The following is a 15,531-nucleotide window of genomic DNA, read 5'->3' on the forward strand; positions in this document are numbered from 1 at the left end:
TGAAAGGGCTGAAAAGTTTGCTTTCTCGTTATCTGGAACTTTGTTAACCTTTTGGAAACGCCTAGTGCGGACCCGCATGCTAGGTGTTGTGAGAGGACGGGGGTTAGCCGCCCCCTCCTACTCGATTTCGAGGAGGAATCAAGGGAGGCAATTTACTTCCAGACGCTCGGCAGCGGAGGTTACCTCCGTTTCGGCGCGGAAAGAGTCAGAAATTAAGGAGCGAGCTGATCGGATGAAACCGCTCCCGGCGTCGGGGTAACATTCGACTGCAGCTTCCTCGCATACAGAGAACCGTCGACAGGATAGGCGTAGCGAATCGCCAGTCCGTCCACGCTGGAATCGGCGCCGTACGTACCGGCAGGACCGTAGGTCTCCCTGATGTCGACCCCGTTATTATATTTCGCGCGCTGGATGCGCGTATTATCGGAATCCCTCACCAGATCGATCCAACCGGTTCCTTTAAACCGGAGTCCGCTGTTCGCATCCGTCGATTTGAGTTCGAGTAACTGGCTGCTTGTCAAAGACGTGCCGTAAGCCGCGTTAAAGTCAGCCAATGTTTTCGTGCTGTTCGCTTTCTTGACCCAGATGACTTTAGCTGATTTAGCCGGAATGAAGGAATCGACCGTAATGTCGTAAGCTGTTACATAGGTGTCGCCCAGCTTGTAGTCTTTTAGATTCACCGTGTTCTTCGAATTGTTGTATACCTCGACAAAATCGTAATCCTCATCAAAGTAGTCTCCGTCTACGTCGGCGGTACCCAGATGGCCTGGAGAATTGCTGACAATCTCCGTAATATACAGCTCCGGCAGATGAATGCCTCCAGTTACCGACTTCGCCACACCGCCGACTTGGGCGGTTACCCGGGCCAGAATCCGATAAGTGCCGGCGCCGCCCGCGGGCGCCCAAGTCGAGGAGGCGGTGGACGTCGCCCCTGCTGATATCGATGCGAGAGTGACTTCGCCAACTTTATTCGCGCTGCTGTAATTATCGGAAGGCGTATTATAGTCGTCCTTGTAGAACTCTACAAGCACATTCGAAAGCGCGCTTGCTGTCGTGTTCCTCACGTTCGCCTTGATTTGCACCGGTACGCCGGCCGTCGTTGTCGATTGGGTGCTCATCGTAAGCTCGATACCGGGGGAATCGGTTATCCAGATTGGCGCCGTAATCGCCCAATCGCCGTCCGTCTGCTCGACTTTGGCAAAATAGTAAGCATATTGCTGTGGAAGCGAAGCCGTATAATGGGCCAGCCGTGAGCTGAACGATTGCGAGCCCAGCACCTGGCCGCCCGGTCCATACAACGTAATTTTCGAGATCGGGTCGTTGGTCGGATTGGCTGCCATGACCGATACATTCAACGTACTGGGATTCGTAAGCCTTGATCCCATGGGCTGCCCGTTGATCTCGAACGCCACCTTGATGTCCCGGTCGCCATACGTCACGTACGCCCGTCTTGCCCGGATCGCGTCGAGAATGCCTTCTTTCGTGTTCGTCTCCGCGAGTACAACCAAGCGGTTGTTGTCCTGCATCCAATTACCTTGATGAATATCCCCGTTCCAGGTAGGAGCGACATGCCAGCCCCGGTCAAGCGCCCGTACATAGCGGTCGAACCGTTCGCCGTTCGAAATCGTGTCATTATTAAATTCGAACAACGCCGACTGGTCGTCGGCCGACTGCGTATAAGGGGCAAAATCCTCAAAATCGCCCCAGTACGCGCCGGGATGGTTGAATTGAAACAGCGCGGCCGGGCGTGTGGCGAGATCGTCCCAGTAGTCGTGCAAATTGTATTGCCGTCCGTTCACCGTATCCCACCGGTCGGCGAACCATCCGCCCGTGTTGAAGCCGCCGATGTGACCCCAAATCGAGGTCGTCGTATTGTACGTCAGTTCGTAGCCGGCAAAACCGGAAAACTGATACGGGACACTCGCAAGATCCGCCTGGAGCCGCGTATCCGCCCACTCCCCGTTCGCGACATTCGGATCGCCGCCGTCGAGCTGCTCGGAATGGTCTGTCACGCCCATGAAGTCGTCGCCTTGATCTTTCGCCGCCTGGAATGCGTACTGCGGCGTATTCGTCGCGGTTTGAGTGCCGTCCTTCTCCGAATATTTCGTATGCGCGTGCATTTGACCGGTAAACCAGTTGTACGCCATCCCCGGCGTCGGATATTGGCCGCTGACGAGCTTGCGCATCGTTATCGTGCCGTCGACCGGATAACCGTAGGCGACGCTTGTATCCGTCGGATCAACGTCGATGCGCGACGTCGAATCGTTCGCCGTTCCGTCGTTGTAGGTGGCGGAGACGATAGCCGTGCCGCCGTCTGTGCGCAGTTCGACCGTTCGTTTGCCGTCGTTCCCCATGCTCTGTCCGGTCGAAACCGCCTGCTCATACACCCGGGAGGATGTTAAATAGGTGCTCGGCAAATGGTAATGGGCCGCGAAGTCGGCAAGCGTTTTCCCGTTTGCCTGAGTCCCCTTGAGCCATACGACCATATAGCCGTATGCCGGTATCGTCTTGCTCACGGTCAAATCCCAATCGGTATAGTTGCTCGGGTTGGCTGGGTCCCAGTAATAGCGGAATCGGTATCCGGACAAATTGACCGCCGAAGCCGTATTGTTGTACAGCTCCACATATTCGTAGGCGTCGTTCAGATCCGTTGACGAAATCGACGGATTCGGCAGCAGCTCGGTAATCCAGATCGATGGCGGAGCCGGGATCGTCCCGGTGGTCGGCTTCTGATTGGCCGCAACCTTTCGCATCGTCAGGTTGCCGTCCACCAGGTACTGCGGAAATTCGTATACGATCGAGCTGTCCTCAACAAGCGTATCGTCGTTCGTCGTCGTGCTGCCCAAGACACGGTCGTTGTAGGATGCCACACAGACGTCGGCGCCTGTATCCTTTTGCAGAATCAGTTTTTTGATTCCGCCATTGCCAAGCCCTCCGTTATTGCCGAGATCTAGCGTGTACAGCGTGCTGCTGGTAAAGGATGTGCCATAGTGCGCGTTAAAATTCGCGAGCGTTTTCCCTTGGCCGTACGTATTTTTGATCCAGACAACGCGAACGCCGCCGGCCGGAATCGACTGGCTCGCCGTCATATCCCATGTAACAAACTGCGTGGGCGTATACCAGAACTTAAAGCGATATCCGCTCAGATCGATGCTGGCGGCCGTATTGTTTTTCAGCTCTACGTATTCGTAGGCATCCTCGACAGAAGGTGAATCACCGCTTGAATTGGCGACAATTTCCGTAATCGTAAGATCCGGCAGGGAAGAGGAGGCGCGAACGACTGGATCACCGCCTATCAACGACACACAGTACGTAGTGAAGCCGAACAGACAAGCGAAAACGAACTTCAAAGCCAGACGAACCGTTTGTCTTGCCATCACCCATAGCACTCCTTTCAAAATTGGCCGTTCTCCATGCTTCCGTTATTTAAACGATGTGGCTGTTTCTATCGCATCACCCCTTTCCAAATCGATGATCGAAAAAAAATGTACTCGTTATCCAAAAGAATAAGGAAAAATAGGTGACTCGCGTATAATAAACGGTTGAAAATAACGTTGTTATGCTTGCCAAAGAATATTTCAGAATGGTACAGTAGACGAAGAATAATCCTGCTGGTGGATGAGAGGGTTGCAGTCATGTCTGTATCGAAGAAAGATATTGCCGAGCATCTCGGGATTTCCCGCTCGGCCGTCTCGCAGGCGCTAAATAATACGCCGGGAAGCACGATATCCGAGGAAACCAGGCAGAGGATCATCGAAGCTGCCAGAAAACTCGGATATCCGTTGACGGAGGAAAGCCGGAAGCTGTGCTTCATCCTGTACAATCGGGAGGAAGCGGATCCAAGGTATATGTATGATTTGCAGAGTATCGAGAAGGCTGTAGGCAGTCTCGATTACTCCCTGATTTTCAAGAACGTGAAGTCCAGTCCGCACGAGATGGAGCGGATTCGGCAGTTTCTGCTCCGCAGGGAGGTTGAGGGATGCATCGTAACGGGCGATGTCGACTCTGTATTTGTCGACCTGTTGGAGAAAACCGAAATCCCGTACTTGTTTTTCGGCGGGACGATCCGCGAGAATACGCATGCCGTCATGTTCGATCACAAGATGGTTACGCTTCACGCCGCCCGTCAGCTGATCGAATTCGGCCATCGGCGCATTGCCTTCTTCGTAGGGCCGCTGGAGTACCCGATTCACCAGCTTAATCTAGCCGCGTATAAGGAAGCGCTTGAGGAAGCAGGCATTGCCTTCGAACCATCGCTTGTGCAGGTTAGCCGCGAGGAGGATGGGTACGAGCTGTGCCAGCGGATGAAATACTTGGGAATTCCCTATACGGCGGCGATATGCGCGAATACGGTCATTCAATTTTCGGCGCTTCAGTACTTGAAGGAAGCGGGCGTCAAAGTGCCGCAGGAAGTCAGCTTGATCGGCAACGGCTATTCCGAGCTGGTGGAGCTGAGCAAGCCCCGTCTGACAACCGTATACGGAGACCCGGCCCAGAATGAACTCGCCGTGCTCCGGCTCGTCGATATCATACGGAAGAAGGTAAAAACGCCGGAAATTATGTATTTGCATGAGCTGAAAGTAATCGAAGGCGGCACGATCGCCTATTGTTCGGCCGGAGACGATCATGGATCGGAGTGAGTGATGGAACGGGCCCCCGCTGGAATGGAAAACAGCGGGGGCTTTCTGCTGTCTTAAGATTGGCTGAGGATAGGGGCTTGCTGCCAGCCGATATCCTGAAATGTGTGCGTTGCGGCAGATTCCTTCGACTTCAGGCACATCAGCGCACTAAGCAGTCCGTCGTCAAGCGTAGATTGAGACGGGGCCCGACCTTCCACGACATCGATGAAATTTTGCGCAAGGTAAGGGTCGCCGCCGAAATGAGGCTCGGTCGTGTCGATGTCATATGTTTCGGTTCGGGATGTATGATGCAGATACACGCTCAGGCGGCTTGTATAGAAATCGAACTCGATCGTCCCCCGATACCCGATCAATCGTGTTCCCCGCACGGCCGCCTTCCTCCGTGCAAAGAAGTTCTGCGTATAGCTCAAGTGCATGCCGCTTTCATATTGAACGAGAACGCTGCTGGAGTCTTCATTTCCGGTATCCTTCGCAAAACAGCAATAGTCGTTCGGCCGTGCCGGTACGATACCGAATGGCGTAACCCGTTCCTGGCAGGCGCGATCTTCACAGGCAGAGCAGCGCATGCCGGCCGGCCGGTCTCCCTTGAAGATTTGCTTCGACGCTATGGCGCACACGCGCTGGGGCGTTTCCCCAATCAAGTATTGAATATAGTCAAAGTCATGCGTAGTCTTCTGCAAAAACAACCCCCCGGTCTCCTGTTCGTCGCGATACCAATTGTGGTAGTAGGTCCCGCCGTAGGGAACATTATTGACGGATTGAACATGCTCGACCTTGCCGATTTTCCCCGACTCGAGCAGCTCCCTGGCCAAGCGGACAATCGGGGTGAAGCGGAGCGGGAACGAGACCACCACGGATGAGGTGCTTTGGGCCGATGCGCTCTTCAGACGTAGCCAGTCGTCAAGGGATGTGGCGACGGGCTTCTCCAGAAACAAGGGCAGATTTCTCGCAAGAACCTTAAGTGCCATTGTCGTATGCAGCGAACAGCGGGTGCCAATCAGTACGCCGTCCAGTCGTTCCGTGTCCAACATGTCATCCGGATCGCTGTAGATGCGGGGAAAATGACTTCCTTCGGCAGCAAAATGCTCCTTGAGGCTCTCCGCCATTGGGTCTGTTACCGCAACGACTTGGCAGCCGGCGTTACGCTTGACGACTTCCTTCATAAACAGGCTCATCCGGTGCCCGTATCCGATTACTCCCAGCATCATACCGCAATCGCTCCTCATCTCGTTTCCATCCGATTTCCCCTCGAATATATCACTCGTTATTTTTATTGTCAACAAATTGTAATCGCGTTATTTATTTTTCAAAACCTATTGATTTTTTAGTTTCTCTCTGCAAATATAGAGGTTGTAAGCGGTTCATATAAAATGTCGACGTTATTAACCGGGGGGAAAGGAAGATCGGAAATTGGCTCTATTGAGAAGATCACTGAAGAAAAATTGGGACCTGTATGTATTAATATCGCCCGTCATTATTTACTACTTAGTCTTTCATTATTTCCCCATGTACGGGCTCCAGATCGCCTTTAAGAATTTTGTTGCGTCGAAGGGCATTTGGGGAAGTCCATGGGTCGGATTCGATCATTTCGAACGGTTTTTCAACAGCTTTTACTTCTGGAGGCTGATACGGAACACGATCGGCATTAACCTCTATGAGCTACTGGTCGCCTTTCCCGCACCGCTCATTCTGGCGTTAATGATCAACGAGGTACGGCACAAGTCGTTCCGCAAATTGATCCAAACCGTTACCTATGCCCCCCATTTTCTGTCGACGGTCGTTATGGTCGGACTGATTCTGATGTTTCTGTCCCAGCAGAAGGGAGTCGTCAACCATGCGATCCAATTGTTCGGCGGGGAGCCGATCAGCTTCATGACCGAGGCGGCCTGGTTCAAGACGATCTACGTTTTCTCAGGGGTTTGGCAGGGAGCCGGATGGGGATCGATCATCTATTTAGCTGCACTAGCTGGCGTCGATCCACAGCTTCACGAAGCGGCAACGATTGACGGGGCGAGCCGTCTCCAGCGCATATGGCACATCAACATTCCGTCCATTCTCCCGACGATTATTATCCTTCTTATTCTCAATATGGGCAGCATGATGAGTGTCGGCTTCGAAAAGGTGTACTTGATGCAGAATTCGCTCAATATGGAAAGCTCGGACGTCATTTCCACTTATGTGTATCGGTCGGGGATACTCGGGGCGCAGTACAGCTTTTCTGCGGCGGTCGGTTTGTTCAATTCCGTTGTCAGCTTTGTGCTGCTCGTTACCGTCAATTCGATTGTGCGCAAAATCAACGAAACGAGCCTGTGGTAGAAGGAGGGGAATCCTATGGTCAATCAATCGTTCAGCGACCGCCTCGTCGGCATCTTGATCCACTCGCTGCTGGTTCTCGTTCTTATCGTCGTTCTATACCCGCTTATTTTCGTAGTCAGCGCATCGATCAGTAATCCCACCCTTGTCGTTCAAGGGAAAGTATGGCTGCTGCCGGCCGATCTTACGTTCATCGGCTATACGAAAGTGCTTCAAAACAGTGAGATTCTGACCGGCTACATGAACACAATTTTGTATACCGTTGTCGGAACGGCGATCAACCTGACGATGACGGTCATCGCTGCTTATCCGTTGTCACGCAGGGACTTTGTTGGGCGCAACGTCATTACCGCGATGATTACCTTCACGATGTTTTTCGGCGGCGGCTTGATTCCGACTTACCTGCTGATTAAGGATCTCCATATGATCAACACGATTTGGGCGATGGTCATTCCTGGAGCCGTATCGGTATGGAACATCATTATTATGAGAACGTTTTTCCAGAACGGCATTCCGGGTGAACTGCACGAGTCCGCGGCGATTGACGGATGCGGCAACCTACAGACGTTATGGCGCATCATCCTGCCGCTGTCCATGCCAATTATTGCTGTGATGATTCTCTTTTACAGCGTTGGGCATTGGAATGCGTACTTCAACGCCCTGATTTATTTGTCCGACCGCGATAAATACCCGCTACAGCTGCTCCTGAGGGAAATCTTGATCAAGGACGAGATGGACAGCATGATTCAAGCCGGTGGTGGGCTGCTGAACGAGAAGGCGGAGCAAATGCTGGAGTCGGAATCGATCAAATATGCGATCGTCGTCGTGGCGAACCTGCCGATTCTGATGCTGTATCCGTTTTTGCAGAAGTATTTTGTCAAGGGCATTATGATCGGTGCAATTAAGGGATAACACACGCCCCTTATTCACAATACAGAATTCATGGGAGGTCAATGGAAAATGGTGAACAACAAATGGACAGCTCTCGTGCTGTCTGTCGTCATGACAGCAGGGCTGCTTGCTGCATGCAGCGACAAGGGAGGCGGTTCGAACGGGCCGGCATCGGGGAAGCCTTCGGACAAGTCGGACGATACGAAAGGGATCACTACCGCGGGTTTTCCGATCGTAAAACAGCCGATATCGCTTAAAATTTTCGCCGGGCAGTCCCCTTCTTCCGCGGCAAACTGGAACGAGGCGGAGATCTGGAAGGAATATGCGAAGATGACCAACATCAACGTCGATTTTCAAATGACTCCATTTGAGAGTTTGACCGAGAAGCGGAATCTTGTGCTTGCCAGCGGCGATCTGCCGGACGCCTTCCATACGTCGCGCTTCACGAGCACGGATCTGATCAACTACGGTACCCAAGGGTACTTCATTCCGCTCGAGGGGCTGATCGACAAATACGCACCAAATTTCAAGAAAATGATGGATAAGTACCCGGAAATCCGTAAAGGGCTTACGATGCCGGATGGCCACATCTACTCATTACCATCGTTCTACGATCCGGACTTCAAATCCGTTATAGTCGGTTCGCAGCTCTGGATTAATGAGAAGTATTTGAAGGCGCTGGGATTGAAGGAACCAACGACGACAGAGGAGTTCTACCAATATTTGAAGGCCGTCAAGACGGGCGACCCGAACGGCAACGGCAAGAATGACGAAATACCGTATGCCTCTAGCGGTTACGGCACGCTTCTGGATCAATTGAAGGGCGCATGGGGGCTGGGCAACCGGGGGAACATGCAGCCGTATTGGGACGTCGATCCATCAACGAACAAGGTTCGCTTTATCCCGGCCGACCCGCGGTATAAGGAACTATTGGAATACATGAACCGTCTCTATAAGGAAGGGCTGTTTAATCCTGATATTCTGACAGCGAAATCGGCGGAGTTCCGTGCGAAAGGGAAGGACGGCACGTACGGCTCGTTTCTGTATACGAACGCAAGAGGCGGCTTCGGAGTGGAGAACAACGATTATATCGGCGCCAATGCGTTGACGGGACCGCACGGGGACCGCATTTTCTCCAGGGCAAGAACAGCCATAGCGGACGTGGGCAGCTTCGTCATCACGAAGGCGAACAAAAATCCCGAAGCGACCATACGATGGATCGATTACTTCTACAGCGAAGAAGGCAGCATGCTGTTCTTCATGGGCATTAAAGGGAAAAGCTATGAGGAGAAGCCGGACGGTACGGTGGATTATACGGAGGAAATCAAGAAGAATGAAGAGCTGCGGAAAAAATATGTCACGTGGATGGGCGGCTATTATCCCGCTATGCTGACAAGCCGTACGTTCAAGGGCGGCGAGGGCTTCCCGGAGAATTTGGAGGCGACGAAGAAGAACGAACCGTACTGGCCGAAGGAAGTATGGTCGCCTTTCATCTTTACGAATGACGAAATGTCACAGATGAATGGTATGGCTACCGACATCAACACGTACGTAGGCGAAATGACGACGAAGTTCATTACGGGCGATGCCCCGCTTACCCAATGGGATACGTATGTCGCGCAATTGAAAAAGATGGGGCTGGATCGTTATATAACGATATACAACGCGGCGTATGAGCGGTATAAAAAGTAGGTAGTTCCAAAAAAGCTGCGACAAAGTGGGATTAGGGTTAAGCGTTCCCAAAAAGTCTGTCACTGCGATCACTTATGTTGCCTAAACACAACGAAATCCCGAACAGAATGATGACGTTCTTATCGGCGGTACGCTGAGTCCACTACTGGCGAATACTTTACTGGATGAGTTGGATCGAGAGCTTAGTCGGAGGGGACTGCGGTTTGTCCGCTACGCAGAAGACTGCAACATCTTCGTTGCGAGCAAACGAGCAGGCGAGTGCGTGATGGAGTCGGTGACACGCTATGTGGAAGGAAAGCTAAAACTGAAGGTGAATCGGGAGAAGAGCGCCTTGGACTGGCCATGGAAACGCAAGTATCTTGGCTTTAGTTTTCTGTCGAACAAGAAAGCTACGATTCGACTAGCACCTAAGACGATAGCCGAAATACGATTTACTTCATGGCGGTTCCGGCCGATTGAAGGAGAAGAACCGGGAGCTCACAAGCCGCACCTGCCCCATAATGAAGGAAGAGAGGATTGCTCGTCTCAACCGTTATCTAATGGGTTGGCTGGGCTACTTTCGGCTGGATGTATCCGGGTCTATCCCAATTTCATTACAATGGGTTTCGTTCTAACGGGGAGGATATCAAAAGTTCCGAGGGGGGAACGCCCCTCTCGGAACTTTTGATTTACACCTTGTGATTTTGCCTGCGTAGCTTCAGCGCATGAGTCCCAACAATCAAGATCCAGCCAAGATAGGACACAATGAGGATTCGCCCGAACAAACCTACGAGCACGTCAGGGCCGAACTGGCCATCGTGAGGGATTTGAAGGATAAAAAGTGCCATGATGATGATCGTAATGCCGGCGGTAACAAACAGACGTACTTGAATGACTTTCCAAGCTTCATTGCGTGCTAATGCAAAGCTGATCAGGAGTGCTGCAACTGGTGTGTAGTCGAGGGTGGCTCCAATTGAGTGTATTTTACCGCTGAATGTCGCATCATCTGGACTTACCGATATAGGGTCTGTCGCAAAAATGGCAGCAACTATTATACCGATGGCACTTAGCCCTAAAATAACGAGTCCTATGTATCCTGTAATATTACGAGCCTGTGAGAGGGTCACAATCCCAGCGCTTATTAAGCTCACTGCTAACAACCCAAAGGCAAGATGCATTAACCAACCGAAATTGCCTAATGCGTATTCGCTAATAAATCGCCAAGTCGGGTCGAATTCCGGTTCCAGAAAGTGAAGGCTTCCAAGAATGATCACGAAGAACAGACTGGAAATGACGGACAATCGTGCAGCCAACGCAGAAATTGGTTTTACATGCAATACCGGATTAATCACTTCGTATATTTCCTCCTCTTAGCTTATACCAATGCCTTTGCGATTATCGTATCAGCCAAGACATTTGGAGACATCACAACAGCGGAATGATCCTGGCCAATCAGCGTGAAGGTTTCAGCAACAGGCAGAAGTCTAGCAAGCTCATTGGCTGCATCGTGGAACAAAGGCTCGCTGTTCTCACCAGTAATAATCAAAGTGGGAATGTTTACATTCCAGCGATTGGCGGGAAGCGGCTTGCCGGATTGTGTATTGCCCATAATCATGCCATCGTAAGCGAGGGTATGCGCCATAGCCTCCATGGAGCGCCAGGAAGTATCGGCTTTCATGTAGCCTATATATTCCTCAGGAATGCCAAGTGCTTCTGACATGTAATATTCAACCGCATCGCTCCTTCTGCCAGCCTCGATCAACCCGTGCAAATGTTCGACGTATTCTGCTGGAACCGGCTTGCGGCTATCATTAATAATAAAAGGCGGCTCATACAGATAAAGCCTCGTAACCTGCTCTCCTAAGTGACTGGCTGCTTCAAGAGCCAAAACGGCGCCAGACGAGCTTCCAAATAGACATGCTTTGCCCCCGGCCGTTTGAATTAATGCCTCGATATCTTCTACCTCGCGCTTAACGGAATATGGAGCGGTATCGGAGCTTTGACCGCGGCCGCGCCGGTCATAATTGTATACGGTGAAATGATCGGCCAACTGTTCGGCAAGCTGAGCAGCATCGTGATGGTCAGCAGCTGCAGAGGCTACGAGAATAAGAGAAGGGCCATTTCCTTGTTTTTTATAAGCGATCATTGTTCCATCTTTTGATATGACAGTTTCCATTTTTGAGTATCCTCCCATTAGCGATTCTAAATAGAATTCAAGTCGGTCAAAGGCATCCGTGAAGCCTTCGATCATTCCCATCGCTTCGGCATTCTCTAGGTCTTCGATTGAAGCAAAACGTGTCACGATGCTAAGTTTTGTTCCTTTTGCCGCCTCTTCAAATAAGACGGTAGTACTCATCTCGCTGTTTTCAACAATATTCCAGTCTTTATCAGCGAAAGTATCCATGTAAACGAGTCTGGTAGGGGCACTAACTTCTTGATAAACGGCTTTACAAAACGCTTCTTCCCCGCTATTGTCATCTGATTTCAGACTATATCGCCAAACACCGCCGGGTTTTACATCCATCTCATACACGGTGGCAGTCCATAGTTTGGGTCCCCACCAACGGGCGATGTGCTCCGGTTTTGTCCATCCTTCCCAAGCAACAGTCGGCGGCATGGCTACTGTGCGTTCAACAGTTAGTTCGCGGCGTTCATGGTCTCGGTGAATTTTTGTTTTTCTTCTCATTTTCAACCACCTCATTTGCAAGTTTCAAACAAGTCAACCGAATTGTTCCGAACTTCAACGAAACGTTTATAAGTCCTCCTTTTTTTGGTAGTCGAGCATATATTCCTCGAATTTGTCCAGACGCTCCTCCCACAGGATGCTAAATGAGTCAAACCATTCATCCAGATCCTGAAATGGTGCAGCCTCGAGGCTATATATTCGCTGCTGTGCTTTGTTACGGGATCGCACCAACCCGGCCTCGCTTAAAATGCGCAGATGGCGAGACACTTGTGGCTGCCCAATCTTGAGGGCTTCAACGATTTCACTTACTGACCGCGGCCCTTTTTTGAGCAGTTCCACAATATTGAACCGGTTAGGTTCGGCGAGTGTGAGTAACGTCATTTGGAGAGTTGAAGTGTTCATGTCTTATATATATACCATTGTGTATATACATGTCAACGTATATTTTTAGACCATTTTGATTGTAATGGTTTGGATTATTCCTGTAAGTGTCATCGTTATAGTTCAAACAGCGGATGGGGGATATGCGCTTGCCGGCACGACCACCGTTTCCAGCGAGCAGACTGATCTGATCCTGATCAAAACCGATGCTTCAGGAGACAGGAGTTATGGACGAAAACCTTTGGTGATCGGGCCGAATATGCGCGATCACTTAAAACGACTGCGGATGGCGGATTTTTGTTAGGGGTGAGTCTCTTCAAGAATGCGTAACGGCGAGACGACAGTGACAGAATGGATCGTCGAACCGCAGGAAAGGTACGCGGCAAGCGCGCATATGGCCGGCGTATGGTCGCTGTCCGACACGGTCTGAGTCCGAATCCGGTGCCGCATGCGACCATGCGGCTCTGCTGCCGATGCGATAGCGCCGAGATTTTAATCCTTTTTTGAAGTTGGCTCAACATGATTTCTCGGCCTGATGTTTGACGAGAACGGCGATTTGATTGTGAGGTAAAAGGAATGTCGATTACTTGCACGATGAGCGTAAGGATTGCATGGTGGTTCAAACCGTATGTCCGCTGCATTGCATATCTCGTTCGTTGCGGATCGTCAGTCCGAAAACTGCAAGCAACATTTAAACAAAATCGACTACGATATCATGTAAATACAAAATCGGTTCAGGGCGATGGCATCCTAGTCGGTTTTCTTTCTGAACCAAGAAAACGCGTTCGCTCTGGCCTTCGAACGAAACAGGCCGCGGCGAGGAATTTCCCCGACGCAGCCCGCGCAGTAAAAGCATGTTTATCAATACCGCTGACGTAAACAAACATTATAACCACGTTCGGCGAATCCCAGGTCGTTGGTCACCTTGTAGTAAAAATCGAACCAGTGATAGCAGTCCCAAACCATTGCGTGCGTTTTTTGAGGGACCGAAACAACAGAAATGCCCGTCACGAGAGCGGCGGCCAAGGCAACCTTTATCGCTTTTTTGGCAATGAACGACTTGATCATTTATATCCATTCCTTTCTTGAGTCATCCAATCCTTGGAATCGTCCTTATTATAGTTCGGTTCGCTAACCCTATCATTATGTTTCGATCAATATGATTCCATTTTCCATAATAATGGTACAAATAACCTGACTGTGCAATCGGTCCATCCGGTTGTATTGAGATTCGCCCAGCGACCACTACCGATTATCGGTATATGGCCTTTTCCAAAATGACTTTCATAGAAGGCCCCCCCATTTTGTAATAAATCATGGATCCCATTCTGAGCTTAGTTCCAATTTAGTTTCGGGCGATCGCTTTTCCGATCTCTATTTATTGTAAATGACCGGGGTCTTCGATTCCCATTTCTTCCATAATGAATCCTCCACCGTCAGTTCGGCCATAAAATGACTTACATTCGTTCTGCTCGTTGTGCCTGCATTGAATATCGGACTCCTCACCGGAGATTCACAAACTTCATACGGACTCGCCTCATCATGATTGACTAATGTACCCGGCCGTACGATAACCCACTTTATCTGGTCGTCCTTCCTGCCGATTTCCGCAATCAAATAATTTGCAGCCTTGACGTTATCCCGGTGAGGAGGAAGTAAGAGCTTTACTATGGACATGATGATTTTTTCACCTATTGAATTGCGCTCCCCAGACAACGTATTCGTATAACCGATTGTACTCATCAGGATGAGTCTCACCCTTCTGTCAGCTCTCTGTCTGACTGTTTCACAGATACTTGTTATGGCATCAAACACCAAATAACGTGGTTTGCCAAATATTCCTTTGACCGTCATGTTGTGGCCAAGACAGGAGATAATGACATCGCAATCACGCAGGAGATGATTCATCTCGCCATCCTTTATTTCATTGATATTCCCCTGTACGATTTCTATCCATGGATTCTCCAGTACATCTTTGGGGAGAACCGCACTTTTTCGGATAAGAATCCGAGTATGGATGTGTCTGTTGATGAATTGCCTGACGACTTGTTGACCGGTAGCGCCGCTTGCCCCAAGCACTAATACTCTCATCGCATCTCTCCGTTATCCATTAGATTTAATTTCGACTGGATTGAAGCCTCTGAATATCAGAAGTATAGCGAGAAACATCTCGCAAACCGCTATTGGCGCGTTTAAAACAAAGTAGACCGGGCTCACTAATGGAATGATGTTCAACATCAACAGTATCGTAGCCAGAAGAGTCAAGGCAGAACCGATTGTCCCCCATGCCGATAACCATCTTGGGATCAGTCTGACTTGATATAGGCAATAGTAGAGTATGCAGCCGCCAATACTCCATGGCAATATCATCCCTATATGATTCATTATATCTCTGCCTTGTCTAAGCAGCTCAGCGAAAACTTCAATATCCGATAAGTCAGATTTGCCGGTAGTTGCAGAATGCTGACTCAACCATAATAAAAGAAGAAGAGAGCCTATACCGACAAAGAGAAAGCCGGAGCCAATCATCCTGAAACCGAAATATCCCGCCGCCAGACTTTTACTGTAAGGATTGATTATTGGATATAAGAATACGGTTATCGTGACATAGACTACTGCCATTGCCGCTTGAAAAAAGGTTGCAGCCAAAACTTGCGTTTCAATCCCGGACAACGTTGCAAGGTAATCAGGACGTTCTAATGCAGGAACCGAGCTGAATATGCCAAAAACAAAACCGGATAGAAGCAGCACGCCAAGGAAGGCAGCAGTTTTTCTGTTGGTTTGTATGACTACTCACTCCTTTGACGATTTGCGAATGCCCGAAGTTGGCCGAAGACCCCTTCACCTGCAGTTTGGATTATTAGGAGTAGTATAGCGGCGGCAAAGTATGACCGGGTAGCTACTAAAGTAGGTTTCCAAACCAAAAAGGCCCAAGCGTTGCCTTCAGGC

Annotated in this window: 12 protein-coding genes and 1 pseudogene; 5 read left to right on the plus strand and 8 right to left on the minus strand. The window is 50.3% G+C overall.

Translation table 11 applies throughout. The features are described 5' to 3' along the window. Positions 1-212: 212 nt before the first annotated feature. Positions 213-3,377 (minus strand): lamin tail domain-containing protein, encoded by a 3,165-nt coding sequence (locus tag PV407_RS03490; protein ID WP_332088698.1) that lies wholly within the window; start codon positions 3,375-3,377, stop codon positions 213-215. 258 nt (positions 3,378-3,635) lie between these two features. On the opposite strand from PV407_RS03490, the gene PV407_RS03495 reads away from it, so the two are divergent. Beyond that, positions 3,636-4,640 (plus strand): LacI family DNA-binding transcriptional regulator, encoded by a 1,005-nt coding sequence (locus PV407_RS03495; protein ID WP_332088479.1) that lies wholly within the window; start codon positions 3,636-3,638, stop codon positions 4,638-4,640. Positions 4,641-4,693: 53 nt separating this feature from the next. On the opposite strand, the gene PV407_RS03500 is transcribed toward PV407_RS03495, so the two are convergent. Further along, entirely contained in the window at positions 4,694-5,848 is a 1,155-nt protein-coding gene (locus PV407_RS03500; RefSeq protein ID WP_332088480.1) for a Gfo/Idh/MocA family protein, read from the minus strand. Positions 5,849-6,059: 211 nt separating this feature from the next. Here PV407_RS03500 and PV407_RS03505 point away from each other — a divergent pair, with 211 nt between their 5' ends. The 4 genes and pseudogenes from PV407_RS03505 to PV407_RS03520 form a co-directional block, all read left to right on the plus strand. Next, entirely contained in the window at positions 6,060-6,956 is an 897-nt protein-coding gene (locus tag PV407_RS03505) for an ABC transporter permease (protein ID WP_332088481.1), read from the plus strand. A 15-nt stretch (positions 6,957-6,971) separates the two neighbouring features. After that, the gene (locus tag PV407_RS03510; RefSeq protein ID WP_332088482.1) at positions 6,972-7,865 is read left to right on the plus strand and encodes a carbohydrate ABC transporter permease; all 894 of its coding nucleotides are present in this window, start codon (positions 6,972-6,974) and stop codon (positions 7,863-7,865) included. 48 nt (positions 7,866-7,913) lie between these two features. Then, the gene (locus PV407_RS03515; RefSeq protein ID WP_332088483.1) at positions 7,914-9,536 is read left to right on the plus strand and encodes an extracellular solute-binding protein; all 1,623 of its coding nucleotides are present in this window, start codon (positions 7,914-7,916) and stop codon (positions 9,534-9,536) included. Positions 9,537-9,660: 124 nt separating this feature from the next. Then, a pseudogene (locus PV407_RS03520) lies at positions 9,661-10,102 on the plus strand (reverse transcriptase domain-containing protein); the annotation flags it as partial. 102 nt (positions 10,103-10,204) lie between these two features. On the opposite strand, the gene PV407_RS03525 reads toward PV407_RS03520, so the two are convergent. From PV407_RS03525 to PV407_RS03550, 6 genes are all read right to left on the minus strand, one after another. Then, positions 10,205-10,867 (minus strand): DUF998 domain-containing protein, encoded by a 663-nt coding sequence (locus tag PV407_RS03525; RefSeq protein WP_332088484.1) that lies wholly within the window; start codon positions 10,865-10,867, stop codon positions 10,205-10,207. 23 nt (positions 10,868-10,890) lie between these two features. After that, the gene (locus tag PV407_RS03530) at positions 10,891-12,201 is read right to left on the minus strand and encodes an alpha/beta fold hydrolase (protein ID WP_332088485.1); all 1,311 of its coding nucleotides are present in this window, start codon (positions 12,199-12,201) and stop codon (positions 10,891-10,893) included. A gap of 66 nt (positions 12,202-12,267) precedes the next feature. Further along, on the minus strand, positions 12,268-12,603 hold the full coding sequence (locus PV407_RS03535) for an ArsR/SmtB family transcription factor (RefSeq protein WP_332088486.1): 336 nt from the start codon (positions 12,601-12,603) through the stop codon (positions 12,268-12,270). An 840-nt stretch (positions 12,604-13,443) separates the two neighbouring features. After that, positions 13,444-13,650: a hypothetical protein gene (locus tag PV407_RS03540; RefSeq protein ID WP_332088487.1), complete on the minus strand. Its 207-nt coding sequence runs from the start codon at positions 13,648-13,650 to the stop codon at positions 13,444-13,446. Between the two features lie 306 nt (positions 13,651-13,956). Then, positions 13,957-14,673 (minus strand): NAD(P)-binding oxidoreductase, encoded by a 717-nt coding sequence (locus tag PV407_RS03545; RefSeq protein WP_332088488.1) that lies wholly within the window; start codon positions 14,671-14,673, stop codon positions 13,957-13,959. Between the two features lie 12 nt (positions 14,674-14,685). Next, positions 14,686-15,333, minus strand: coding sequence for a DUF4386 domain-containing protein (locus PV407_RS03550; RefSeq protein ID WP_332088489.1), 648 nt, complete (start codon positions 15,331-15,333; stop codon positions 14,686-14,688). Positions 15,334-15,531: the final 198 nt, after the last annotated feature.

Source organism: Paenibacillus sp. GYB003 (genome assembly GCF_036577625.1).
Classification (GTDB): Bacteria; Bacillota; Bacilli; order Paenibacillales; family NBRC-103111; genus Paenibacillus_AB.